General features: G+C 59.4%; 22 protein-coding genes and 5 pseudogenes. 10 read left to right on the forward strand and 17 right to left on the reverse strand.

Annotated elements, in window-relative coordinates:
• The first annotated feature begins 824 nt into the window (after positions 1–824).
• Positions 825–2399 (forward strand): carboxylesterase/lipase family protein, encoded by a 1575-nt coding sequence (locus B5P46_RS08315; protein WP_129418859.1) that lies wholly within the window; start codon positions 825–827, stop codon positions 2397–2399.
• A gap of 204 nt (positions 2400–2603) precedes the next feature.
• Here B5P46_RS08315 and B5P46_RS08320 read toward each other — a convergent pair whose 3' ends face one another.
• The 3 genes and pseudogenes from B5P46_RS08320 to B5P46_RS08330 all read right to left on the reverse strand — a co-directional run bounded on the left by B5P46_RS08320 (position 2604) and on the right by B5P46_RS08330 (position 6105).
• Positions 2604–3368 (reverse strand): slipin family protein, encoded by a 765-nt coding sequence (locus B5P46_RS08320; RefSeq protein ID WP_129418260.1) that lies wholly within the window; start codon positions 3366–3368, stop codon positions 2604–2606.
• 27 nt (positions 3369–3395) lie between these two features.
• A complete protein-coding gene (locus tag B5P46_RS08325; protein ID WP_129418261.1) occupies positions 3396–4745 on the reverse strand; it encodes an NfeD family protein in 1350 nt (449 codons plus the stop codon).
• A 366-nt stretch (positions 4746–5111) separates the two neighbouring features.
• Positions 5112–6105 (reverse strand): annotated as a pseudogene (locus tag B5P46_RS08330) (LacI family DNA-binding transcriptional regulator).
• Between B5P46_RS08330 and B5P46_RS34315 the strand changes: the two are divergent.
• Positions 6104–6268 (forward strand): hypothetical protein, encoded by a 165-nt coding sequence (locus tag B5P46_RS34315; protein ID WP_164986461.1) that lies wholly within the window; start codon positions 6104–6106, stop codon positions 6266–6268. The pseudogene B5P46_RS08330 and the gene B5P46_RS34315 overlap by 2 nt on opposite strands.
• A 7-nt stretch (positions 6269–6275) precedes the next feature.
• Here the strand turns inward: B5P46_RS34315 and B5P46_RS34840 are convergent.
• Together B5P46_RS34840 and B5P46_RS08340 are read right to left on the reverse strand one after the other, a co-directional pair.
• A pseudogene (locus tag B5P46_RS34840) lies at positions 6276–6427 on the reverse strand (copper resistance protein); the annotation flags it as partial.
• A gap of 28 nt (positions 6428–6455) precedes the next feature.
• Positions 6456–6770 carry a hypothetical protein gene (locus tag B5P46_RS08340; RefSeq protein WP_129418262.1) on the reverse strand — a complete coding sequence of 105 codons (315 nt, stop codon included), beginning with the start codon at positions 6768–6770 and terminating at the stop codon, positions 6456–6458.
• Positions 6771–7322: 552 nt separating this feature from the next.
• Here B5P46_RS08340 and B5P46_RS08345 point away from each other — a divergent pair.
• Positions 7323–8126, forward strand: a complete 804-nt coding sequence (locus B5P46_RS08345) for a glycosyltransferase family 25 protein (RefSeq protein WP_129418263.1) — start codon at positions 7323–7325, stop codon at positions 8124–8126.
• Here B5P46_RS08345 and B5P46_RS08350 read toward each other — a convergent pair.
• Together B5P46_RS08350 and B5P46_RS08355 are read right to left on the reverse strand one after the other, a co-directional pair.
• Complete coding sequence (locus B5P46_RS08350; RefSeq protein WP_129418264.1) at positions 8123–9523, reverse strand: sensor histidine kinase; 1401 nt, start codon at positions 9521–9523, stop codon at positions 8123–8125. The genes B5P46_RS08345 and B5P46_RS08350 overlap by 4 nt on opposite strands.
• A 69-nt stretch (positions 9524–9592) precedes the next feature.
• Positions 9593–10271: pseudogene (locus B5P46_RS08355) on the reverse strand (winged helix-turn-helix domain-containing protein).
• A 200-nt stretch (positions 10272–10471) separates the two neighbouring features.
• On the opposite strand from B5P46_RS08355, the gene B5P46_RS08360 reads away from it, so the two are divergent.
• A complete protein-coding gene (locus tag B5P46_RS08360) occupies positions 10472–10924 on the forward strand; it encodes a hypothetical protein (protein ID WP_129418265.1) in 453 nt (150 codons plus the stop codon).
• 233 nt (positions 10925–11157) lie between these two features.
• Positions 11158–11508, forward strand: a complete 351-nt coding sequence (locus B5P46_RS08365) for an AraC family ligand binding domain-containing protein (RefSeq protein ID WP_129418266.1) — start codon at positions 11158–11160, stop codon at positions 11506–11508.
• A 15-nt stretch (positions 11509–11523) separates the two neighbouring features.
• Here B5P46_RS08365 and B5P46_RS08370 read toward each other — a convergent pair whose 3' ends face one another.
• The 5 genes from B5P46_RS08370 to B5P46_RS08390 all read right to left on the reverse strand — a co-directional run bounded on the left by B5P46_RS08370 (position 11524) and on the right by B5P46_RS08390 (position 15419).
• Entirely contained in the window at positions 11524–12315 is a 792-nt protein-coding gene (locus tag B5P46_RS08370; protein WP_129418267.1) for an aldolase, read from the reverse strand.
• A gap of 276 nt (positions 12316–12591) precedes the next feature.
• Entirely contained in the window at positions 12592–13242 is a 651-nt protein-coding gene (locus B5P46_RS08375; RefSeq protein WP_129418268.1) for a pyridoxamine 5'-phosphate oxidase family protein, read from the reverse strand.
• Between the two features lie 168 nt (positions 13243–13410).
• Positions 13411–13815, reverse strand: coding sequence for a hypothetical protein (locus tag B5P46_RS08380; protein WP_245456117.1), 405 nt, complete (start codon positions 13813–13815; stop codon positions 13411–13413).
• 94 nt (positions 13816–13909) lie between these two features.
• Positions 13910–14296, reverse strand: a complete 387-nt coding sequence (locus B5P46_RS08385) for a response regulator (protein ID WP_129418269.1) — start codon at positions 14294–14296, stop codon at positions 13910–13912.
• 73 nt (positions 14297–14369) lie between these two features.
• Positions 14370–15419: a sensor histidine kinase gene (locus B5P46_RS08390; protein WP_129418270.1), complete on the reverse strand. Its 1050-nt coding sequence runs from the start codon at positions 15417–15419 to the stop codon at positions 14370–14372.
• 766 nt (positions 15420–16185) lie between these two features.
• Between B5P46_RS08390 and B5P46_RS08395 the strand changes: the two genes are divergently transcribed.
• Both B5P46_RS08395 and B5P46_RS08400 read left to right on the forward strand, forming a co-directional pair.
• Positions 16186–16908, forward strand: coding sequence for an RNA polymerase sigma factor (locus tag B5P46_RS08395; RefSeq protein WP_129418271.1), 723 nt, complete (start codon positions 16186–16188; stop codon positions 16906–16908).
• A gap of 158 nt (positions 16909–17066) precedes the next feature.
• Positions 17067–17930: a ferritin-like domain-containing protein gene (locus B5P46_RS08400; protein WP_432431468.1), complete on the forward strand. Its 864-nt coding sequence runs from the start codon at positions 17067–17069 to the stop codon at positions 17928–17930.
• Positions 17931–18052: 122 nt separating this feature from the next.
• Here B5P46_RS08400 and B5P46_RS08405 read toward each other — a convergent pair whose 3' ends face one another.
• The 3 genes from B5P46_RS08405 to B5P46_RS08415 all read right to left on the reverse strand — a co-directional run bounded on the left by B5P46_RS08405 (position 18053) and on the right by B5P46_RS08415 (position 19718).
• A complete protein-coding gene (locus tag B5P46_RS08405; RefSeq protein WP_129418862.1) occupies positions 18053–18649 on the reverse strand; it encodes a general stress protein in 597 nt (198 codons plus the stop codon).
• A gap of 17 nt (positions 18650–18666) precedes the next feature.
• Positions 18667–18984, reverse strand: coding sequence for a PepSY domain-containing protein (locus B5P46_RS08410; RefSeq protein ID WP_129418272.1), 318 nt, complete (start codon positions 18982–18984; stop codon positions 18667–18669).
• A gap of 335 nt (positions 18985–19319) precedes the next feature.
• Positions 19320–19718: a RidA family protein gene (locus tag B5P46_RS08415; RefSeq protein ID WP_129418273.1), complete on the reverse strand. Its 399-nt coding sequence runs from the start codon at positions 19716–19718 to the stop codon at positions 19320–19322.
• 155 nt (positions 19719–19873) lie between these two features.
• On the opposite strand from B5P46_RS08415, the gene B5P46_RS08420 reads away from it, so the two are divergent.
• Positions 19874–20467: a TetR/AcrR family transcriptional regulator gene (locus B5P46_RS08420; RefSeq protein WP_129418274.1), complete on the forward strand. Its 594-nt coding sequence runs from the start codon at positions 19874–19876 to the stop codon at positions 20465–20467.
• 227 nt (positions 20468–20694) lie between these two features.
• Here B5P46_RS08420 and B5P46_RS34320 read toward each other — a convergent pair.
• A pseudogene (locus B5P46_RS34320) lies at positions 20695–20864 on the reverse strand (IS481 family transposase); the annotation flags it as partial.
• A pseudogene (locus B5P46_RS35515) lies at positions 20849–21166 on the reverse strand (aldehyde dehydrogenase family protein); the annotation flags it as partial. The pseudogenes B5P46_RS34320 and B5P46_RS35515, both read right to left, overlap by 16 nt.
• Before the next feature lie 334 nt (positions 21167–21500).
• On the opposite strand from B5P46_RS35515, the gene B5P46_RS08435 reads away from it, so the two are divergent.
• Both B5P46_RS08435 and B5P46_RS08440 read left to right on the forward strand, forming a co-directional pair.
• Entirely contained in the window at positions 21501–22772 is a 1272-nt protein-coding gene (locus B5P46_RS08435) for a hypothetical protein (protein ID WP_129418276.1), read from the forward strand.
• The gene (locus tag B5P46_RS08440) at positions 22769–24604 is read left to right on the forward strand and encodes a cell wall hydrolase (protein WP_129418277.1); all 1836 of its coding nucleotides are present in this window, start codon (positions 22769–22771) and stop codon (positions 24602–24604) included. The genes B5P46_RS08435 and B5P46_RS08440 overlap by 4 nt, the downstream gene beginning before the upstream one ends.
• The last annotated feature ends 392 nt before the right edge of the window (positions 24605–24996 follow it).

The raw sequence follows: 24996 nt of genomic DNA on the forward strand, positions 1-24996 counted from the left end.
CAGGGCTGCAACCTCTCTCCAGCCTCATCCTGAGGTGCCCCGAAGGGGCCTCGAAGGACGGGGCTGGCCGCCCGCCTGCCTCGATAGCCAATGCTGCCATTGGCGTCCAGCCACCCGCCCTCGTCCTTCGAGGCTCCGGCCTTTGGCCTGCGCACCTCAGGATGAGGGCTGGTCGGTGTGCCGTGCCGTTGCGCTTCCCGTTAAACCAGGGCTGCAACCTCTCTCCAGCCTCATCCTGAAGTGCCCCGAAGAGGCCTCGAAGGACGGGGCTGGCCGCCCGCCTGCCTCGATACCCAATGCTGCCATTGGCGTCCAGCCACCCGCCCTCGTCCTTCGAGGCTCCGGCCTTTGGCCTGCGCACCTCAGGATGAGGGCTGGTCGGCGTGCCGTGCCGCTACCTTCCCGTTGAACCAGGCTGCAACCTCTCTCCAGCCTCATCCTGAGGTGCCCCGAAGGGGCCTCGAAGGACGAGGCTGGCCGCCTGCCTGCCGCCGGTTGGCTGCGAGGCCAGTCCGAAAGATATGTGGATTTTCACCGTTGTTGGCGCTGTATTTGCCGCAGAGCTCACCCCGCCCTCCGTCGTCCTCGGGCTTGACCCGAGGATCCATGCTGGCCTCCGCTAGCCGCGGGCATGGATCCCAGGCACAACAAGGCCTGGGATGACGGAGGTTGGGGATGCGTTTTCGCCAAACTCCCAGCGGATCGGGCCGAAACCGGCGTGGAGCAATAGCGGACTCTGGTCGACGTCTGACGGACCCTTTTCGTTGCCGCTCTATGGGAGTATTTTACTCTCAAACTGTCTCAACTTGGCGCTGGAGAGTGCAGTGTTTGTGGACGGCCGTCGCACGTTGCTGCTCTTTTTGGCCGTCGCATCGTGTCAGCTGACGTTGGCGCCACGATTGGGTGCGGCAGACGACACCGTTACGATCGACAGCGGAATGCTGAAGGGTGAGAGGTCCGGCACGGTCGTCAGCTTCAAAGGCATACCCTATGCGGCACCGCCGGTTGGTGATCTGAGATGGCGCAATCCGAGACCAACGGAGACATGGAGCGGTATCAAGGATGCCCGCAATTTCGGTCCGTCCTGCATGCAGACCGGTGACCTGCCGAAGTCAGAGGATTGTTTGACCCTCAATGTCTGGACACCCGCCAAGCGTCCCCGGACAGCCCTGCCGGTGATGGTTTGGATTTATGGCGGCGCTCTTGCCCAGGGAAACACCCTTCAATATCCCGGTGACCAGCTGGCCGCCCGGAGAGTTGTGTTCGTCAGCATGAACTACCGTGTAGGCCGATTGGGGTACTTTGCCCATCCGGCGCTGATGAAGGAATCCCCTGACGAGCCCGTCGGCAATTATGGTTACATGGACCAGCTTGCAGCCTTGAAATGGGTCCAGCAAAATATCGAAGCCTTCGGCGGCGATCCGAAGAAAGTGACCCTATTCGGAGAGTCGGCCGGTGGCGGCTCGGTGATGGCGCACATGATATCGCCGTTGTCACGGGGGCTTTTCCGCGGCGCCATTCTACAGTCACCGGGCCTGCCTACCGCGCGTGCTGAGAGTACGCCTTTGTCACCTTTGAAAGAGGCAGAGAAAACCGCGTTGGACTATGCGGCTTCTCTGGGAATCAATGGGAGCGATGCTGACGCTCTCACCGCCCTTCGGGCGCTGCCTGCGGAAAAGCTGACCGAAAGTGCATCGGCACACGACGTGCTGGCGGGAATGTCGACGGGCAAGCCCGTCATCGGCGTCTCAGGCCCGATTATCGACGGACGGTTTTTGCTCGAAACGCCGGAAGCGGCTTTTGCGGCAGGCCGGCAGGCGCCGGTTCCCGTCATCGTCGGGGCAAATAATCGAGATCTCGGTCTTGGTGAGGCCGCGACGAAAGACGATCTCTTCGCACTCTTCGGGAAACATGCTGCCGAAGCCCGCACCCTCTACGATCCGACCGGCCAACAGACGCTCGATGAGCTGAAGCAGCAGGTTCTGGCCGACAAAACACTTGTCGAACCATCCCGCCACCTCGCTGACGAGATGATCCGCGCTGGTCAGCCGACGTGGTGGTATCGTTTCTCCTATGTCGCCGAGGCCCTCCGTAACGATCCGGCATGGAAAGGCACTCTGCACGGCTTCGAAATTCCGTATACGCTCAACATTCCAGACGCACTGGTGAAAGACAAGGTTACGCCTGCAGACTGGGCCATGGCCACATTGGCGAGTGCTTACTGGGTCGAATTTGCAACGAGGGGTGACCCCAATGGAGGCTCACGGCCAAAATGGCCTCACCACGACCCCTTCGTCCACAGGGTCATCGACTTCACCAATCAGGGCGTGACGTTCGGAGCAGATCCGCTGAAGCCGAGGCTCGACCTTTGGCAAAGGTATTGGCAGGAAAAGAAATGACGGGGTCGGCGCCTGTCGTTTAGCCCGCCATCCGTAGGACTGCGGTCGCGGCCGTAACAGACAGGCTCTCGTCATCCACGTCCTCAGGCTTTCACCGCCGAGAAGAACAGGAACCCGGATGAAGATTTCAAACGCGCTTCTTAGCTGGCACCTTGACCGCAGGACCATCGCTCCATCGGCAAAAACCACGCATTCAAGGCGTCGTCATCGGTCCGGTTTGGGCGGCATCAAATTGCCGAACTCCATCGGAAAAGGAAATATGATCGTCGAGGTCTTTTCGCCGGCGATGACGTTCAATGTACTCAAATAACGAAGTTGCATGGCCTCGGGTTGCCTGGCGAGGATTTCGGCTGCTTCAAGCAGTTTGGCTGCAGCCTGCTGCTCGCCTTCGGCATTGATGATCTTGGCGCGCCGCTCGCGCTCGGCTTCCGCCTGACGGGCAATTGCGCGGATCATCGATTCGTTAATGTCGACATGTTTGATCTCCACATTGGCGACCTTGATGCCCCAGGCATCGGTCTGGGCGTCGAGGATTTCCTGAATGTCGATGTTGAGCCTGTCGCGTTCCGCCAGCATCTCGTCGAGGTCATGCTTGCCGAGCACCGAGCGCAGTGTCGTCTGGGCGAGCTGGCTCGTCGCCATCATGAAGTCCTCGACCTGGATCGTCGACCTCTCGGGATCGACGACCCTGAAATAGATCACCGCGCTGACGCGGACCGAGACATTGTCATGCGAAATGACATCCTGGCCGGGCACGTCGAGCACCCGCGTGCGCAGGTCGACCCGCATCATCTGCTGGACATAGGGGATGAGCAGGATCAAGCCGGGCCCCTTGACACCGGTGAAACGGCCAAGCGTGAAAACCACGCCGCGTTCGTATTCCCGCAGGATCTTGATCGCAGATGCGACGACGACGAGCAGAATAAAGATGATCACAAGATAGAAGGCGAGATCTGCAAACACGCCCATGACTTTTCCTCCTGCATCTGAAGGCCGCTAGGCCTCCTGCGAACTGCGGACCACTTCGAGCGTCAACCCATCCCGACCGGTCACTTTCACGCGGTCACCGGCGGCAAGCGGCTCAGTTGAAACGGCCTTCCAGCGCTCGCCATGAGTGATGACGTAGCCCGAGATGCCCGTCCAGCTATCGACCTTGCCTGAAATTCCGATCATCTGCTCGCCGCCGGTGACGACATCGTGCGAGCGCGAGATGAAGGCGAGACGGGCAATGATAAGGCTAAGACCGAGGCAGGCGACGGCGATTGCGCCAAGCACCGGCCAGGAAACCTTAAGCCCGGGTATATCCGTGTCGAACAAGATGGTAGCGCCGAGCACCAGTGCGATGCCGCCGCCGACGCCGAGTGCGCCGAAGGACGGCGAATGCGCCTCGACCACCGTCAGACCCACGCCGAGAACGATCAGCCCCAGGCCCGCAAAACTCACCGGCAGTAAGGCCAGAGCATAGAGACCAAGCAGCAGGCAGATGCCGCCGATCGTTCCCGGCACCAGCGTCCCGGGCGTCAGAAATTCAAAGATCAGGCCGTAGATACCGACCATCATCAAGATCAGCGCGATGTTCGGATCGGTGATCACCGAAAGCAGGCGGGTTCGCCAGTCCGGTTCAAGTTCCTGGACGATGAGACCCGATGCTTCGAGCCGGACATCCGTTTGACCGACCCGCACGACCCGGCCCTGCGCCTGTGCCAGGAGATCGTTTATATCGGCCGCCGTGAAATCTATGACCTTCTCACGCAGAGCTGCGGCGGAGGAAAGGCTCGCGGCCTCGCGCACGGCGCGCTCCGCCCAGTCGGCGTTGCGATTGCGCAGTTCCGCAAGCCCGCGGATATAGGCCACCGCATCGTTGATCGCCTTCGCCTCGCCGGCATCGCGCGGCACTTGCCGCTGCTTGCCGGTCGTATCAGGGCTGTCGTTTCGGTCACCATCGGATGGCCGGCCGCCAAGTGCGATCGGCGTCGCCGCACCCAGATTGGTGCCCGGGGCCATTGCCGCGATATGGCTTGCGTAAAGAATATAGGTGCCGGCGCTGGCGGCTCGTGCTCCGCTGGGTGCAACGAAACTCGCGACCGGTATCGACGAGGCAAGAATCGCCCGAATGATGTCGCGCATCGACGTGTCGAGACCGCCGGGCGTATCGATCTGCAGGACGACTAGGCTGGCGCCACGTTCATTGGCCCGTTGAAGGCCGCGTCTTACATAGTCGGCCGTCGCCGGGCCAATCGCCCCGTTCATCTTCAGGACTATAGCGACACGCTCAGCTTCGGATGCGGGCGTCGCCAGGCCCAAAGCCGAGAACAACGTCAGCAGCAAAGCAAGGATTGACGGCATCCGCCGCCAAAGCTCCAAACGCCACACAATCGTCCGCCGGACTCTCATATTTTGAAATATATGGCAGAACTGCGAAACGGTAAGAGACAAGTCCTTTCTCTGCGCCGCGTCGAGCGCGGCTGGAAACATTCGCGGCTTTAAATGAGGTGACAAAAGAACAAACCGCCGCATGCCGGGCGTAAGGGACAGCCGTGCCGGATCTTCATATCGACACGCTGAAGATCAAGAGGCGGAATTTTCAGTGACGCTGGAAGGCGGACGAGGGGGTCTGAGGTTCAACTCCTTTCAAGGCGACCCTTTCGACGCCATGCGATCGTGGTCGGAAATGCGACGTGAGGGTGCTTCTCGGGCAAGCCTTGGGACATTTCATGCCGATGACCGCGGCACAAGCCGCCCTTGCATGACAACCATTTCAGCGTCGCGCTTGCCCGTTATCATTGCGACCATGGCGTTTATCATCTCGTCGGTGGGCTGTTCGTAGCTGGTCAGTTGGTAGGCCGGAGCCCCGCCGAGTTCGATTGTCGAAGCCTACGACTGCCAGGTCTTGCGGAATCCCAAGCCCAAATTCGCTCCGGGCGATATCCATCGCTCCGAGCGCCAAAATATCATTCTCGCACATCAACACGTCGATGCGCGATACGGGCGGAGTCGCGCTCAAATAGGCCCGTGCTGCTTCGGCCCCGGCCTGGGCGCTGTATCTTTCCGCAGCCAGTTCTGCGACGCCTTCGACGCCTTTCCGTCGCCAGAAATTTGCATAGTGATGGCGCCTGCCAAGCGCCGTCGACAGGGTCCTCGCTCCCGTCATAAAGCCGGGACGGCGATAGCCCTTGTCGAACAGGTAGTCGACGATCTCGCTGAGAGCGAATTCTGCATCGCAGGCAATCGCGGGAACGCCAGGGATTTGGCTGTCTCTTGCAAGAACGAACATCGGCGGGAAACCTGGGCCAAGCCGTCGATCGCCCAGCGTTTCCTCGCGAAAGGCGGTGCCGAAGAGGATCACGGCGTCGAATTGTCGTTGGCCGGCATTGATCAACGCGTGAACGTGATCGAAATGGCGGTTTATGTTGATCAGTACCGTCAGCAGACCCTCCGCCTGCAGGCGCTCGGTCAACATCTCCAGAACCGGAAGCTTGTGCGGATTGGCGAAGTCGTCGACGAAGACGGCGACCTGATGGGTGGTGTTGGTCGCAAGGCTGCGGGCGAGAAGATTGGGCGAATAATTCAGGGCCTCGGCAGCCTGAAGCACCTTTTGTCGGCTGGCATCGGTAATGGAGGCACCGGGTGTGAATGCACGGATAACGGTCCACTTCGATACGCCGGCAGCCTCCGCCATCTCTTTCGCTGTCGCCCGTTTGCGCATGACCGTCTCCAACATCCTCCTGATGCGCGTTCTCGGCGCCTTGCCCGCTCGCGCCGACGCCACCGTGCGTGCGGCGAGCATCTTCACCCGCGCGAAGTTCGTCTTCTCCAATCTCACTTTGGCGATCCCCGTAGCCCAATGGCTGGTCGCCCACTTTCTTTGAGGCGCCCCTACGGCGTAACCGTCAGCTTGGCTTCCATCCCGGCTTCGTAGTGTCCCTTCATATTGCAAAATAGCAGGTAGGTCCCAGGACCAGCCTGGCATTCAGCTTGCCGCTGGCCCCTGGCTTCAGATCGGAAACCTCCCCAAGATTTTCTCCTTTGCGAAGACTGTTCGAAGAAGCCTGCGCGTCAAAAACTTGCTCGATCGACCTGCAAATAGGCCGAGATTGCTTCAGCGGTACGCAGGGAAGCGCGATGAACGGCCTCGCTTGGAGGTCCGAGTGCCATCGAATCGGAAGTGATGTCATCGAGGTAGGCAGCAACTGTTTCGCATGTCGAGCCCTGCAGGATCATGTGGGCGGCCTGAAGGAGATAGGTGTCGTATTCATCGGCTGCGTTGTTTCGCCAAGCTGAATCATCGAGCTGACGAATTCCGATAGGGTCCCAATGATCCCACCCAATTTTGCGGAGGGCGTCAATGTCGATCTTGATGTGTTCACTCATGTCGCAACTTTTCTCGATAAACGCTGCCGACACAACTGGGCGAGACACCAACGATGATGATAGTTACGAGGCAAGGATCGGCGATGCCCGTCGATCATGTCCGGATGCGTCGCTGTCCTTGCTCCAAAAGCTCACCCCCCCGCTCCGTCCTCCTCGGGCTTGACCCGAGGATCCACTCTCGCCTCCGTCAGCCGTGGCATGGATTCCAGGCTCAAGGCCTGGAATGACGGAGGTTGGGGCCGTCTTAGCCGGATCCCCAGGACTCCGTTGCCAAGGGTCATCCGGCGCGGCACGCAGTGGGTCGCTGTCGTCATCGAAGGCGCGCTGGTTGTCGGTTTCGATCGCGGGAAGGGAGGCGTCCACTGCATGCCGCAGGAGAGCTGGTAGCGCGCCATTCTTGCGCGCACTTTGCCGGGATCATACCAATCCGTAAGAATGCAGCCCCGGCCGTTCGACCCTCGCAGCTTACCAAAATGTATGGTTGGGGCGAGGTCCCCGTGAGGTTTGGAGCGCAGGCTTGGCGCCATCATTGTCAAGTCGAGGCCAGCTCTCATGAACATGCGCGCCACACCTGCCGCCCTTATGCCGGCGATCCATCCGGTCAGCCTGCGGGTCAACACCTACCTGATCAATCTCGACCGAGCGCCATTGCGCCGGTTTCGAATGGAGCGCCTGCTGGCAAGCCTCGGCCTGGCCTTCGAGCGCGTGGCGGCGGTCGATGGCGCGGGGCTAAGCCTGCCGCATCCGGGCTTTGACGAAGCAGCCTATCTCAGCCGGCACGGCCGCCGGCCGAACCCTTTCGAGATCGGCTGTTATCTCAGCCATGTCGAATGCGCCAAGCGCTTCCTTGCCAGCCATGCCGAGTTCGCGCTCATTCTGGAAGACGATCTCGATTTCGATGACGATCTGGCCGAGCTGCTCGATGCCGCCCTCGAGCACCAGGCGCGCTGGGACATCCTGCGGCTGTCGACGGTCAATTCCGGGCGAAAGCACAAGGTGGAGCCGCTGACCGCGTCGCGCTCGCTTGCCATCGCGCTGACCCGCGAGAAGGGGTCCGGCGCTTATCTGATCAACCGCAAGGCGGCGGGGTGGATCGCCGGTGCGCTTGTCCCCATGCGCCTGCCCTATGATCTCGCCTTCGATCTGGAGTTCGATGATGGGCTGAGCGCCTGTTTCGTCGATCCGGCGCCGGTGAGCCAAAGGGCCGATCCCTGTTCCCAGATCCAGGCAGGGCTGTCGGCATACCGGCTTGGCCGCCGCCGGCCGTGGAGCGTCCTGCCCTATCGCACGGCGGCCGAAGTGCGCCGCTTTGCTCGCCGCTTCCGCCGGCTCGCGGCCTGGCGAATGAGCGGTTAGGATTTCTCAGCCGAGATGAGCGGAAAGGCGATCGAGAGAATGAGGCCGGGATGATTGTCCGCCATGGTGATCTCAGCCGAATGCAGGTCGGCGATCGCCTTGACGAGGCTGAGCCCGAGGCCGCTTCCCGGCGTCGCGCGGCTCTTGTCGAGCCGGTAGAGACGTCGGAAGACCTTGTCCCTTTCATCGGCGGGAATACCCGGACCGGTATCGGCGACCGAGACGATGGCGCGGCCGCCCTGACAGCGCAGCGAAACGGTGATGCCGGTTCCGGCCGGGCAGTGGTTGATCGCGTTCTCCACCAGGTTGGCGATCATCTGCGTCAGCAGATCGCGATCGCCCCGGATGAGTGCGGGACAGCGCTCCGCGATCCTCAACGCCATCAGCGCGTCTTCCGCGACATCGACATAGACCTCGGAAATGACAGCAAGCACGGCGTCGATATCGGTTGCCTGGAAGCGCTCCTTGCGGGCGCCGGCCTCGATCTGGGAAATGCGCAGCAGCGCCTCGAAGGTGGCGTTGATCCGGTCGCTCTCGTGTCTCGCTTCGTCAAGCAGCGCCGAAACATCCGCCTGCTGGTCGTTTCCAGCCACCGCGGCATCCAGCGTCAGGCGCAGCCTGTTGAGCGGCGTCTTCAGATCGTGGGCGATATCGGCGCTCACTTGCCGCATGCTCTCGACCAATCTCTGCAGCCGCTCCAGCGCCGCGTTGATCTGGATCGCCACCGTATCGAGATCGTCGCCGTTTCCGGTGATCGGAATGCGGGCGTCGAGCGCCCCGTGCGAGACGTCGTTCATGGTCAGCGCGACCCTGTCCAGCCGCGCCTGGGCGCGAACGGCGAGAAAGACGCCGCCGCCGATCGCGGTCGCGACGACGATCGCAGCCGCCCATTCGAAGCTCACCAGCACGATCCGCAGCATTTCGTCGACATCGTTGAAGTTTTCCGCCACCACCAGGCTGTAGGGGCCGATGGTCGAGACCTCCATCCGGTAGCGTTCATGCCCCTTCAGCCCGACATCCCTAGAGGTGACGGTGTAGACGCCGTTCGGGATGCGGGGTGCGGCGAAATTGCCGGCAAGCTTGCGCCCGCCTGCATCCGTCAGCGAATAGAGCCCATCGGAGGTCGACTGGAAGCTTGCATAATTGTTCAGCGTGTTGACCAGATCCTCGGTATCGTTGGGCTCGTAGGTCGAAACGATCAGCGAATTCATCTCGTTGAGCGACTGTTCGAGATCATGCGCAAGGCCGAAGCGCAGCATGTGATAGATGATCGCGCCGCTCAAGATGAAGGTGACGACGAAGAGCACGCCGAAGGTGACGGCAAGCCGGAACGGCGTGCTCCTGCGCAGGCTAGAGCATGATGCCGAAAAGTGTGCGCGGTTTTCGGACGACATCATGCTCTTACTCTTTAAATTGCGAACAGGATTTGAGATTTTCAGGCCGATGGGGCCTGAAATCATCCTGTTCTAACGAGGCGCATGCAGGCTGTATCCGGTGTTGCGGACCGTATGCAGAAGCTGGACCTGGAATGGCTTGTCGACTTTTGCCCTGAGCCGGCTGATATGGGTCTCGACGACGCTGGTCTTCGGATCGAAGTGGAAATCCCAGACCCGCTCCAACAGCATCGTCTTGGTGATGACCCGGCCTTCGCCGCGCATCAGCACCTCGAGCAGGGTGAATTCGCGCGGCTGCAGCTCGATCACCTGGCCGGCGCGGCGGGCCTCGCGCCGGATCAGATCGAGTTCGAGATCGGCAACCTTCAGCACCGTCCTCTGCTCCTGCACCGGCGGCCGCCGGCCAAGCGCATTGACGCGCGCCATGAGCTCGGAGAAGGCAAAAGGGTTTGACGAGATAATCGTCACCGCCCGCCTCCAGCCCCTCGACCCGATCGTCGACGCCGCCGATCGACGTCAGGAACAGCGCCGATGTGCCGACCTTGGCAGCCCTCAGTGAACGCACGATCGCCAGCCCATCGAGGCCCGGAAGCATGCGATCGACGACGATGACGTCATAGGCCTCGCGCTGCGCCTGAAACAGCCCATCGCGGCCATCGCTAACCACGTCACAGACATGTCCGGCCTCGGAAAAGCCCTTGGCGATATAATCGGACGTCTTGGTATCGTCCTCGATAAGCAGGATTCGCATCAGCCCGATCGTTCCCGGCATGGCTGGGGCGAGATCTAACCGAGAGGACGGCTTGGCCGCAACTTACGGATTCGTAAGGTGACGGGCGGGGAGTGGCTTCAGGCGCAACCGGGCGCCAGGAGTTTCCGCCGTTCCTTGGAAAGAAGTGATGCGTTAGGCTTCTCTCGTCTCGACAAGCTTAGATGACAAGGAGGGGACGATTGGGAAACATTCCAAATAGTATGAAATCAGAACTCGCAGCCTGGAATGATGGTCGAGGGATCAGCCTCCGGGACTGGACCGCCAACAGCGGAAATTTCTCACTTGCCGTAGGCTATTCAGAGATATTCTGGCCGCGCTTCGTAGCGTTTGAAAAATATGTTCTCGTTGATGGTTTCAATATTGAGGGTTTGCGATCGTTCGAACAAAATCCTGAGGCAACGCGCCAGTCTATCGAATGGGTGATGAACCATTTTCACATCGCCGACATTCAGCACTCGGCATGCACGGATATGGCGGGCGACAAGCTGGCGATCCTGGGCGAACGGCTGCGCGAAATCTACATGGCCAAGCTTGGGTGGCAATTTCCTGATCGGACATTCGTTGTAGAGTTTGTTCAGCCGGAACGGGCAGATGACTTCCCAGATTATCAGATGAGCTTTTGCCAAACATGATTTCTGCTGTTGAAGTTGGCTTGCCCTAGATCCAACCATTGGCAACGGGCATGGATCCCAGGCTCAAGGCCTGGGATGACGGAGGGTGGGGGGAAGCGTGTTGCCATGCTCCACCCGCCGTTCTCTATGGCGAGGAAACCACAAGACCGGGAACCTCCTCCTCGAGCGTTTGCAATCCGTCTTGGCGTGTGAAATTTCCGCGCTACCTCTGCATGCGGCAATGGAGGAAGACGATGAAGATGCGTAAGTTCACGATCGCCGATGCGTCGTTGGAGCGTTCCCCCGGACAGGAGGCAGACATCTCCGTCGGCAATCTGGTCGACGAGCGGCATGGAGGGCCGATCACTATCGGCTATGGACGCTACGCGCCCGGCCAGAGCCTTACCGAGACGATGGCGGTTGACGATGTGATGATCGTTCTGGAAGGACGGCTTTCGGTCTCGACGGACGGGGGAACGGTCACCGCCGGGCCAGGCGAGATCGTTTACATGCCCAAGGGCGAGGCGGTGACCATCCGTTCGCATGAGGAGGGCGCGCTCACCGCTTATGTCACCTATCCGCATTGGCGGCCGGCACACGCCTAAACCGCGGTCTGCGGCTCAGCGCTTGTATTCGGGCTCGCTGCGATCAAGCGCGCGCTTCACGGACTCCAGATGGAGCCGGGCCGACTCCGGGTCTCCTTCGCGCATTTGCCGGTACGCCGCTTCCGCAATCTCAGGCGCGACGGCAAGGACTTCGCGTCCGGTCGACAGGGCGAGCGTCTGCACTTCGCAGGCGCGCTCGAGGTAATAGAGGTCGTCCCAGGCCTCGGCGATATTCGGTGCGCAGACCATCACGCCGTGGTGCTTCATGAAGACGATGTCGGCATCGCCGATCGCCGCCGCGATGCGATCGCCCTCGCGCGCGTCGAGCGCCAAGCCGTTATAGTTGCGGTCGACGGCCGTGCGTCCATAGAATTTCAAGGCGGTCTGCCCGGCAAAGATCAGCGGATCGCCCTCCGTCATCGAAAGGGCGGTGGCATAGGGCATATGGGTGTGGAACGCCGCCTTGGCGCGGGGAATGTTCTTGTGAATCCTGGCGTGGATGTAAAAAGCGGTGGCCTCGGGCTGCCCGCTGCCCGACACGACGTTGCCGTGAAAATCGCAGATCAACAACATCGAGGCCGTCAGTTCGGCAAAAGCGTAGCCGTAAGGGTTGACGATGAACAGGTCGTCATATCCAGGGACGACGGCAGAGAAGTGGTTGCAGATCCCTTCCTCCATGCCGAGCCTTGCCGCCATCCGGAAGCAGGCGGCAAGATCGACGCGGGCCTGCCAGATGTCGTCCGTATCGAGTTTGGGCTGGTTGGGGCCGCCGGCGGGCGAGGGGGCTGTATTGAGGGAGTGCGCCATGGGTTCGTTTCAGATCGGTGTCGAAGGAGAGGGTGGCTATGTATCCTGAACTACGCCCGGATCAGCTTCGCATCAAGCCGGCTGGAGGCAAACAAGGTTCGCTTCATTTGCATATTTGGGGTGGGTAGGCTGCTCTGAGGGTGAGATGGTTGGCGGTCGAGGTCGGCCGTTGAGTTAGAGCGGTTCAGCTTTTAACGGAAGCGCAGAACCGCTCTATCCTTTTGTTTTTACGCAATTCCGGACGGAAAACCGCTTCGCACTTTTCCTGGAATTGCTCTAGTAAAGCGTCCTCTTGTATTCATCTTCGAGATCGTCATCGATTTTGCGCATCGCATCCTCGTCGCTTGGCGCGCCGGTTGTCTGATCCAGAATGATCTTTACAATTGACGGCATCTGAGTGCGATCCTGGAAATGATCTGGGTTCCACAAGTGAGAGCGCCGAAATGCCTTGGCGCAGTGCATGAAGACCTCGCTCACCTTGACCACGATTGCGAGCTTGGGAGCGCGGTCATTGACACTCATGCTCCCGAGAAGTTCGGGGTCGGTCGTCAGAGTGGCGCGCCCATTCACCCGCAATGTGTCGTCAAATCCCGGAATGATGAACAATAGTCCAACGGTGGGATTGGCGAGAATATTGACCAGCGTATCGAGGCGGTTATTGCCGGGTCGATCCGGTATCGCCAGCGTGCGCTCATCGAGAATTTTGACAAAGCCGGCAGGGTCGCCGCGGGGACTGACGTCGGCCTGTCCATCCAGATTCTGGGTGCCGATACACAGGAATGGCGAACGCCGGATAAAGGCTTGCGCATGCTTGCTAAGCGTGTCCTGACACTTCTGTATGGCCAGCGCATGTGTCGCGTCAAACAGACTTCGAAGAGATTGTTCATCTGTTATGGCGAAGTCTGGATTGACCTTGAACTCCTTCATTCCATTGCCTTTCGAAGCTCTGTTGTTGGCTTGATCAGCCCCGCTTGAGGGTTCGGCTTGATTGTTGGTGCAGCGCAGGTCTTGGCTTGGTCGGTATGATGATGTACGTACCTCAAAATGTCACGTCCTGTCAAGATCCGATAGCGCGGAATAGGACCGCCTCTTGATTTACACACCGTTCTCCGGCGATTGCACTGCAATGTAGCTCATAGGAACGAGGCGGCTATGCAGATCGGGGCCATCGGGTTGCCCCGGATCATAGAAGACGCCGTTATCGGCGTCATAGAGGATGAAGTGGTCTCCTTCGACATGGACGACCGCTACCCCGCGAACATCGCCCCAGCTGTCTGCCTTGCGTAATCCGCCAGTCCGCCAGCCCAACTCGGTCAGCACGTCGCGCAGTTCTTTCCACGTCGTGTAATGATTGGTCTGAACGCCCCAATCGATCATGCTGGCAATCTGGTCGTAGGGTTTGCCCGTCAGCATCTGCAGGACGAAAACGCCGCAGCCATCATCCCTTGGACATTGCGTCACAAATTTGAAGCGGACCTTATCGGCTGCGGGTTGTGTCAATGTTCGGTTCCTGCGGTTACGTTTCAGACGGCGCGCCGTACTCCTCGAGAAGGACGCTACGCGCCCAGAGCCCCACAGCCGAAAGACCCTTAGCTTACCAGCCAGTCCTATTCCCGATCGACAGCAGATGGGCCATTGCATCAGTAATCGCGTGGTCGTCGTAGGGTTTCGAGAAGAACCGGCTTCCCGTGGGGAGATTGCTCTCTTCGAGGATTGCTTCGCCGGATGCAACAATCAACCTGACAGGTGGCCACCGATCCCTGATGTAATGGGAGAGCTTGATGCCGTCCATCGTGCCAGGCATCTGAACATCGGTGAAAACCAGATCGACGTCGTCTCGGGACTCGAGGATGCCGATTGCCTCGTCCGCATCGCAGGCCTCAAGCGCTTCGTATCCCGCAGAGAGCACCAGATCGACGGCACCCATCCGAATGATCGTGCTGTCTTCGACGACCAGGACGACCGCCTTGCCATTTCTCATCGCTCACTCGGTCCATTGGAGGTGTGAGCCTCGCAGGCTCCGATGGGATAGCGTGTAGGAAGCCATTCGGTTCCTACGCGGCCGTAGAAATCTCGCGGGAACCGGCGCTTTCCTGGTTGCTGATGGTGACGGCGGTGCCGGGACCCGCATCGCTCAGCTGAATTTCGCCATTCAGGGTCTTTACCAGCGCCTCCACAATGCCAGTCCCCAGGCCGGCCTTTGGTGCTTCGCGACCCGCAGGCATGCCGATGCCGTTGTCGGTAACGGAGAGGGCCCAGTCGTCGCCGGATGATCGATAGTCGATGACGATTGTGCCCGTTCGCTCATCGGGAAAGGCGTGCTTGAGGGCGTTGATTGCAAGCTCGGTCACAATAAGCCCCAAGCGAACGGAAACGTCCGCGTCCACGGCGCTGTCGTCGGCCGTCACCTGAATCGAGAGCCTGTCCGGGTCAGCGATCATCGATGCGCCGAGGCTTTGGCAAAGCTGAGTCAGATAGGTGCGGAGTTCGACCTTGCCGCCGTTGGACGTCGAGAGTTGGCGTTGCAGGGTTGCAATCGACATGACCCGGTGATGGGCGTTGTGGAGGTGCCCGCGCGCTTCTTCCGACTGGACCCGGCGGGCGCTCTGCATGAGAACGCTGGCAATGATCTGGAGACTGTTGGCGACCCTGTGCTGGACCTCCTGCAGCAGGATCGCATTATCGCGAACGAGATCATCTTTCAGCCGAGCCTCGGCGCGAACATCGGTCACGTCGGTGATGGCCAGAAGCAGGCGAATATGATCGATATCGCCGTCATCGAGCGTGCGCGCATTGACGACCAAGTGCCGTGTTTTCTGGTTCGGCCGTTGAAAGTCGATTTCGTAGGCTTCGATGTTGGCACTTCCAGAGGCCGTAGCCCTCAGCAGTGATGCAAGCTTGGGCATCGCCCATTCGCCGTTGCCAATTTCGCTGAGGCGTTGGCCGCAAACGGTCTTGGGGTCGATGTCGAAGGCCCGGCAGAACGACGCGCTCGCCGCGATGACCTTCAGGTCGTCGGATAGGAACAGCAGCGGCTCGTTGGATGATACCACCACGGCAAGAGTGCTCGCAGCTTCGAAATGTACGATGGGGATCGTTTGCATAGGGAGGCCCTCATGGGCCGGAGACTCACGGAGCAAGTCATCACTCGGCAACAACGCCAACCGGCCGGAGGCTCAACTGGACAAAGAGACTGTAACACGCCTGACAGGTAATCCCTTCACGCTAAATATCGCGGCTGCCATGTCGAGGCGATGAGCCGATGATGACGAATATTCATTGTTTGGGAGCGAGTCTCTGAAAGGATCTTGTCCCCGTGGATCCCAGCCTCGATTGATGCGGGGGGCAACACCTCAACCCTCCTCGCCACGTGCAAGGAGGGTTGGTCTCAAGGCCGGTTAGATCCGTCCGCCGATACCGGTCGCGCTCCTGCGCGATCTGCTCAGGGGCGTATGGATCGAGCGTGTCGTCGAAGCGGGTCCAGCCCTGCTCGTTATAGGCACGGCGACGTTCGACCGGGTCGCCCCAGTTTGACCCCTGGAGAATAGGCTGCGCCTCGGAGGCGAAAACTGTCGGTCCGCCTTCAGCCCTAAGAGCGGACTTTTTTGGTTATCGAAGGATAAGGCTGCTTTGCGCCCTCATGTCGGCCGTAGAGATCATCTTTGCCGCTTCCTGAAAGCAGGCATCGCCGGCGACCACGCTGGAAGTCTCAGTTGCACCAAAACCGGAAGATAGAACTGCTTCGTAACAAGTCCGATTTACTTGGTCAGCAGACCTCTGGTCCGGTAGAGTCCCAAGTCTCCACCTGGCCGCAGACCGAAAAGCCGGAAAACGCCCATCTCATAGTAAGCTGATGCATCTGGAGCGCCCATGATGAAGCCGAGCGGATCCACCGAGGCAGTGAGGATCGAGGACCTTGACGACGCGGGGTTGGTTGAACACGCGCGACAGCTTGACCCCGCCGCATTCTGGCTAATCATCAAGCGTCACAATCAGCGGCTTCACCGGGTCGCCCGCGCCGTCCTGAATGACGACACCGAGGCGGAGGACGTACTTCAGGAAACCTACATCCACGCCTTCACCCATCTGGCCGAATTCCGCGCGGAGGCGCGGCTGTCGACCTGGCTCACCCGGATCGCGCTGAACGAGGCGCTGGGACGCCGCCGGAAAAGGCGACCCACCGTAGACGCGAAAGCCATCGAAGGCATGGTCGCTCCGTTCAGCGCACACAAGCCTGATCCCGAAGAGGCGGCCGCTCTCGCTGAAATCCGCGGCCTGCTGGAGCGAGCCGTCAGTGACTTGCCAGAGCCCTTTCGCATCGTCTTTGTCTTGCGGGACGTCGAGGAAATGAGCATTGAGGAAACGGCTTTTCTTTTGGCATTGCGACCTCAGACAGTGAGCACCCGTCTTTATCGCGCACGCCGGCTGCTCCGCGAAACGCTGCGGGACAAGCTCGCCACCGTGTTCACGGATACGTTTCTCTTCGCTGGCGCTCGTTGTGACCGCCTCGCGCAATCAGTCCTCGATCGGCTCGCAATTCGCCTGGTTCGAAAGGCTACTCATCTGTTGAACGCGGCGACTGAGCGCGCCTAGACGCCGTCCACGCCGAGATTACGCCGGCTCCTTTCGCAGGGCCTTTGTAGCGGGACACGGGAATATTTTGGCGGCCCGGACCATCTAATCGTCAGGCAAATGCATTCGGTGCCGCGGTGCTGACAGCGGTGTTGAATCAACAAACATAGGAGACCGCCATGCAGGGCGCACTTCACCTATCCCGGCGTCAGTCGCTTCAGGGACTTATCGTACTCGGTGCCGGAGTGGCACTCAGCGGAATTACGCGGCCTTCGCCGGTATTGGCACAGGACATATCGGACGAGGACATTTTCCGCTTTGCGCTCAACCTCGAATATATGGAGGCTGAATACTACCTCCGCGGCACCACCGGAATGGGCATCGACGCAGCCGATGCCGGTTCGAAACCCGGCGACGTCGTTGGTGGAAAGCAAGTCTCGTTCGAGACGCCGGCCATCGGCGAATTCATGCAGGAAGTCGCGGAAAACGAACTCGCGCACGTCCGCTTCTACCGCAAGACGCTTGGAACCAACGCGGTTGACAGGCCGGCCATCGATTTCGGTGCGGGCTTCAAAGCCGTCGCGGAAGCAGCGGGCCTCGGGCCGGACTTCGACCCCTTCGGCAACGAGACGAACTTCGTTCTCGGCGGGATGGTGTTCGAGGATGTCGGCGTCACCGCCTATGCCGGTGCGGCGACAGTTCTGAAAAACAAGGACTTCCTCGCCGCAGCCGCAGGCATCCTGGCGGTCGAGGCCTATCACATGGGAATGGCGCGATCTACGCTCTACCGAAAGGGAGAGGAAGCCTGGAAGGCCGCCAACGCTGTCTCCGATGCCCGAGACAAAATCGACGGATCAGACGATAAGGACCAGGGGATCCAGGGGGACGGAAAAGCCAACATCGTTCCCTCGACGCCCGATGCGATCGCGTTCACCAGAACGCCGCAGGAGGTGCTCCGGATCGTCTACCTCACTGACAAGGACGGAGTGAGCAAGGGCGGCTTCTATCCGGAAGGGATGAACGGCACGCTCAAGACCACCTGAGCCAGTTGCGACGAGTGACGATTGGCCACCGGAAACTGAGCGGATTGGTATCCGCTGCTCTGTGTGAGATCAACGCTTCAACCCTCCTTGCGACGTGCAAGGAGGGTTGAACTCAAGGCCGGTTAGATCGTCCGGCGATACCGGTCGCGCTCCTGCTCGATCTGCTCGGGGGCGTACGGATCGAGCGTGTCGTCGAAGCGGGTCCAGCCCTGCTCGTTATAGGCACGCCGACGTTCGACCGGGTCGACCCAGTTTGAACCCTGGAGAATAGCCTGCGCCTCGGAGGCACGGGCGTCGTCGACCTTGGCCGTGACCAGGCTGCCGCCGCGGCGGACACCTTCGGCATAAAGGTGAGCATCATCTTCCGGGACGCCGGAGTCGGTCAGTGCACCGATCAGGCCACCAGCGGCACCGCCAGCGACGGCGCCGGCGACAGCCCCCGCCGCAGTCGCGGCAAGCCAGCCTGCGGCAACCACCGGCCCGACACCGGGAATAGCCATCAGGCCCAGTCCGGTAAGCAGGCCGCCAGCGCCGCCGACGGCGGCGCCAATGCCAGCCCCCGTCGCTGCATCCTCGGCAACGTCATTGTCGCGATCGATGCGGCCAGCCTTGTTGGAGACGATACTGATGTCGTTTGAGGGAATGCCTGCCGCTTCCAATTTGCTGACGGCGGAGCGAGCGTCCGAATAGTCGTCGAATAGTCCGGTTACAGTTTTCATCATGCTTCTCCTTGGGGTTACTTGGCGACGATGTTGCCTTGATAATCGAGGGCGATGGAGACGGCTTTGCCGTCCTTCATGCCGGCGGCCATCCAGATCCCCTTGTCGTCGAGCTTGAGATCCTTGACGTCGGTGTAACCCGCTTCCGCAATGCGATCCTTCGCCTGAGCTTCGGTAAAGCTGTTGGCGCCCTCAACGGGCGCAGTCGGATTTTTGGTGTCTGGGGTTGCAACCGCAGGTGTATTTCCATCCGGAGATGGAGCCGGTGTTGTTTGAGCAAGGGCTGCAAAGGCAGATGCGCCGAGAATTGCCGCCGCAAAGACGATCTTCTTCATAGGTGTTTTCTCCATTTTGCGGATCAGATGACGATCCATGCGGTCAAAACACGCAGAGGAGATCTTTGTTCCCCAAGATTATGCGGTTGATTTTTCTAAATATATGGCACCGCGGCGCGTTGCGGGGTTATTCTCTGCGGCGCCAGGGCCAATGTAAGCAGACAATAACAGAGGGTAACCGATGATCCGCGGGCGCGCTTCAAGGAAGCCTCTCGGAGTGAGGTCGGACCTTTAACTCCTAAGGTTGTACTGCCGTTTAAAACTCCAGGGGGTGGTAGCGCGGGGCCGCACTCCTGCCGGCACTTCATGCGGTGACAGACGCGGCCCCGGCAATGTCAGTGACTTCCCGGAATGCGGGCGATAACCTTGATCTCGAAGTCGAAGCCGGCGAGCCAGTTTACGCCGATGGCAGTCCAATTCGGGTAGGGTGGCTTGCTGAACATCTCCTGCTTGACCGCCATGATCGTTCCGAACTGGTTTTCAGGGTCCGTGTGGAAGCTGGTGACATCGACGATATCATCCAGCGTGCAGCCCGCGGCACTCAGCGTGGCCTTCAGGTTTTCAAAGGCCAGCCGCACCTGGCTCTCGAAATCGGGTTCGGGTGTTCCGTCCGGACGGCTGCCGACCTGCCCAGACACAAACAACAGATCACCGGATCGGATGGCGGCGGAATAGCCGTGCTCCTCGTAAAGAGCGTGCCGGTTGGCAGGAAAGATTGCTTCGCGTTGGGTCATTCTGGTCTCTCTTCATTGTTGACAACGACCGTTGAGCGCGGCGTTTCGCTTCACATCTTGCGCCCAATTTGATATACGGTTCGTATATGAAATGTATGGCATGCGTCGCGCATGTCAAGTCCATATACGCCTCGTATATGAAATTGAGGGATTGAATGGCTAGGAAACGCAGCGAAACGATGCAGGAAAACCGCGTCAAGCTGATCGCGGCGGCGCGCAAGACCTTTGCGGAAAAGGGGTATTCCGCGGCATCGATGGACGAACTGACGGCTGACGTCGGTCTGACACGGGGCGCGCTTTACCACAACTTCCAAGACAAGCGCGGGCTGCTGGCGGCGGTGGTCGATCAGATCGACACGGAAATGGCGGTGCGCGCGCAAGAGATCGGGGCGCGCGCGGGCAACGATTGGCAGGGCCTGCTTGCCGAGGGGGCGGCCTATATCGAGATGGCGCTCAATCCGGAAGTCCAGCGCATCGTCCTGCTCGACGGACCTGCGGTGCTGGGTGATCCCTCGCAGTGGCCGAGCCAGAACAACTGTCTGCAGGTGACCAAGGGCACGGTGGAGCGCCTGATCGCACAAGGCATCCTCAAGCCGCTTGACGCAGAGGCGGCCGCCCGATTGCTGAGTGGCGCCGCTCTCAATGCCGCCCTCTGGATCGCCGCCAGCGAAGATCCGCAGGGCGTGCTGCCGAAGGCGGTCGAGGCTTTCCATGCCCTGGCGGCAGGTCTGCTGGTGGAGCCTTTGTGATCCGGGAGCTGGATTGCAAGCCTTATGGTGAAGTCTTTGACTTCGAATGACTCCATAAAGGGACGGAAGCGAAATTCACCCATATCCCATCCGCCGTTGCTGCATTTGCTCCAAAGCTCACCCGCCCTCCGACCCAGTCGAGGGAGCCATGGACTCGTGAGCAGTGCGCCGCCTGATTGCTCCCGGGGGATTCCGGCGGCGCGCAAAACACCGCCGGAACATACCTGCTAGGTGTTCAGTCCCGGCATTTCATGGATTGAATTTAACCTGAATCGTTTTGGCTCGGATGTCCACTGCTTGCAGATGAACTTGTAGGGCGTAAGGCCCTTGAATGTCTTCAATCTTCGCCCGAGTTGTAGGCGTCGATGAAGTCGGCAAGATGAGATCGGCGCTTGGCAGCAGGATGTTGGGTGACTTGCCGCCCAGTTTCTGATGGACGCGTTTCACCGTCAGCGCCGCATTGCGCGCCATCTGAATGCCGCTGGTGTCGAACCGGTAAACGAGACGAGGTCAACATTAGGATGGCCGGTCAGCGCGTTACCAACACCATTTCTATCGCCGTGCGCCAGGTTGAACACACCGGCGGCACCCCGGAGTCGTACATGATCTCGGTAAAGATCGTCACCGAGAAGGGCGATGCTTCAGGGCTTCAACACCATCGTGCACCCGGTCCAGCGCGGCGGCCACCTTGCAGGTCAGCATGGCTGGATCCGTCAGCATCCGGAACTCCTGAAGAATGTCAGACCGATAGATGACCTGATCGCACCCGAAGAGATCGAGTTCGCCGCGCGACTGGAGAAGAAGATGCCGCCGCATCCATCTAAACCTCGGGGAACCTACACCTCCTAGTTCTTCCAGTTCTTTCTGCTCTAATATCGTTCACCATCAAAATCCGGCAAGCTGTTTACCGCGATCGAGCGCCATGAAGCCAATATTCTATAAGCCAGACAAGCAATAGTTTTTTTTATTATTGACACGCGCATAGGATGAATGCAAGTTCTCCTTCGGTCTGCGCGGTAGAGGGGTTGTTATCGTGTTGAGGGTGGCCCCATTTTTATTGTCTATTATGGTGCTTGTTACCGGATGCGCCTCCGGCAGCAACGATATGGGCGTTGGACAAGACTTGTATTCGAGGCGGACGCCTTTTGATACAAATAATCTATCGTCTTACTTCAGTCAGTTGTGCTCGCAAGCGCGTTTGGTTGGAAGTAGCTCGTCCGAAACGTGTTCAGACTACGGAGAAATTGTTCAGACGGGATTTAATGACATTGATCAAAGGTGCGATCGATATCTTGCTTGGATCGATTTTAAGCGAACCGAAGCATTACGCGTCAAATCTGGGATCGCATCGCTTGCCTTCACTTCCGCCACGGTGCTCACGATTGCCAATGCGGGAATGGACGCCATCGGTTACGTCGCCGCAGCTCTTGGGCTCGCGATCTCCCTCTATGATAATTACAATAACTCGCTCCTTACCGGGCTCGAGAGCACTACAATCAAGCAGATCGTCTACCAGCGCCGCCTGGAGTACCGTCGCCAGTTCTCCGGATTGAATTATCAGCGGACGCCTGAGATGGTTTTCGCATTGCGCGGCTACTTGCGCATCTGCACACCTCAAACGATCGTCTTGGACGCCAATACCTACGCACTTTCGGCAGCCTCCGGTACGCGCTCTCCGTCGCTGGAAGAGACTGTTGGCCAAGAGGTCGACGCTCTCAATATTTCGGCCGGTAAAAAACCTCTCTCCCCTTACAGTCCGGGAAACCAGCGGGTCATCCGCCAAACGGTAAAATGCCCTGAATGCAAGGGCTTGTTTCCGGACGACGCCGGCTTCACTTCGACGGACGTCAAGGCTGTGCAGGCGGGTGTCTGCGTTCCAGACGACGGAAAGCCCGGACAAACCACGCTGGCGGGAGTCGAAAATTATCGGCAAACGCAAGGGCGCGATCGGACCGGGCCGATTACCGAAGCGGAATATTCCGACATCGTCACCTACGGTTGCCAACCTGGAGACTTGGCCAAGGGCATCGGCAACTTCTTCGAGGCGGTTAGCTATCGTGACAAGCCAGACAGACTGAAGCTGCTGGTGAAGAGCTTGAACACAGTGCAGCCCGCACCGCTCTTGGACCAAGACGCTACTAGCCTCACCTCGAAAGCTCTCAGGGAAAAAATCAAACTGGCACGTGTGGCGTATCATCTGAAAACGGGAGACGCGACACGTGATGGTCTTATGTCCCGCGATCTCGAAAGACGGATTAATCAGGCAGCACGAACCGCGAGCAGCTCGGCTCAGGGGGCACAATGAAACAGGCATTTGTCATAGTAGTACCGGACGCCGACTCGCCCTGCACCTTGTCGGAAGCCAAAGTGGATGCCGATCCGATCGACGTACTCGCCGCAGGCGACCTTGTATACATCGAAGAAACCATTGAATCGGATTCAACACCCCCCTCCGGATGGAGGGAAGCAGAATACCGTCCGACACCTACGGCGGTGGGTTCGCTCGGCTGGCTACAGACGAAATTTATAGGTGCCCCTGTCGAGATGTCGGTGCCTCCGGTGGCAATCGCCGATTTAGTGCGTCGGTGCGGACGTGCCGAAATCGAGGGCAACGCTGGCGGATCACATGGCGCAGTCGCGATACTCGCCGACTATTTGATTGCCCTTGCGGAAATCGAATCCGAATTTACGAAGTTCGAAAACCGGCTACCCGGAACATCAGCGATCGGCCCCTTTCAGATATCGGAAGAAGAATGGGCGGAATTCCTGCAGGCGAACCCCGATGCGGACTTCTCGCCATTCCAACGCTTTCAGGCCTTGGCGCAGGTGCAGTGTGCCGCTTACCTGACCCAACGAGATTGGAAACTTCTCCAACAGGAAGCCAGCACCGCGGCTATCGAAGAGCCCCAACAGGAGTACATACCTAGCTTCCTTTTATTGTTTCAATCTCGTTTAGTCGGAGCGAAAGCTGCCTTTGCTATCGACAAGATCCACGCGAGCGATGAGTTGCACCAGCCTCTCGAAGATGCGTTGGCTAAGTTCTACCCGGACGCCGCCGCTCTCGGTGCTTTGATCAAGAGACGCCGCAGGTTTCTGAATCAAGGTTCGAATGATGTTGTCACAACGGTCGACGAGTTCGTCGAGAAAACCGCCAACATCCTTGCGGACGCCTTCAAGTCAGCCTACGGACTACTGAAAACTCATTATCCGGAATTCGTCGCGCTGCCGACCGCGAGCGACGATCGGCCGTGGCTTGCAACGGCCCAGACTGAGGAACTTCTGTGGAAGGACCGTCAGCTCACAGAGGATACGCCGCCGGGCAAACAGCGGATCGAAGAGTACTTCAATGCGACGTCTTATCATCCGGAATCCGTTGAGCCGTGGTGCGGCGCGTTTGCCGCTTGGTGCATGTCGCAAAACGAAGCACCGTCGGTGGAAGGCGCGGCGACGGCAGCGAACTGGAAGAGTTGGGGAACGGCGGAACTACGCAAAGGCTCGCTTTACGAGCAGGGAATCCAGAAGACATTGGCTGGCGCAGTTGTGATCTTGCATGCCAGCAAGGACACAGGAACAACGGGGCATGTATGCTTCGCTATCAATCGCCTGGAGACGTCCGACAAGATAAAGTGTGTAGGCGGCAACCAGAAAGACACGGTCCGTACCGACTCGTTGGATATCAGCCGCATCGCATCGATCAGGTTGCTCGTCCCGATCGTTCCTCCAACCGGCGACGACCGGCTCATTCTGGCCCGGACGATTTTCGGCGAAGCTGCAGGTGAACCCGTGGAAGGCAAAGAGGCCGTTGCCGAAGTCGTTGTGAATAGGGCAGCCTCCGGACGATATCCTAAGTCAGTTTCGTCCGTCTGTCTGCAACCGTATCAATTCTCCTGTTGGAACGCCAACGATCCGAATCGGACGAAGATATTGTCCCTGTCTCCCGGTAACGGGAATAGGGCTTTCGACGTCTGTTTCGACGTAGCCGGCCGCGCCCTGAGTGGAACGATCCATCACTTCACCGATGGCGTCTTGCACTACCACGCCGATTATATCAGCAAGCCCAGCTGGGTGATCGACTCACCTCATGCGGTGATGGAGAGGAAGATCGGGCATCACTTGTTCTATAGCGGAATTTCGTAGCCGCGGTCCGCCATGCCAGTCGAATAGTCAGCATGGAGGGTGGCGTGAAGGTGTAGCTCGATGGCGGTGGTCATCGGCGTTTTCCGGTAGGGTCGGGTTGTTCAAGCACAACCTGATGGACCACCGATGACCAATGACATGATGAACCTCCGCTCTCTGGTTGAGAAGAGCGCTGATGGTGCAGAATGACGGAGAAAAATACTAAAGTTTACGCTTTCCTGCATCGCTTATTCAGGATCAATGAATTAGGCCGCTTTGCTGTAGCAAAGGACCTTCATGCCGGGTTCAGCATCCGCTGGCCGCACGATATTTCCGCTCCCATCCCTCTCCAGCGGCTGGCTCTTGACGACCGCCGGCAGCTGAGAGCCAGTCACGGATGTAACGTTTTCGCG

The organism is Rhizobium leguminosarum, assembly GCF_004123835.1.
GTDB classification, from domain to species: Bacteria; Pseudomonadota; Alphaproteobacteria; order Rhizobiales; family Rhizobiaceae; genus Rhizobium; species Rhizobium leguminosarum_M.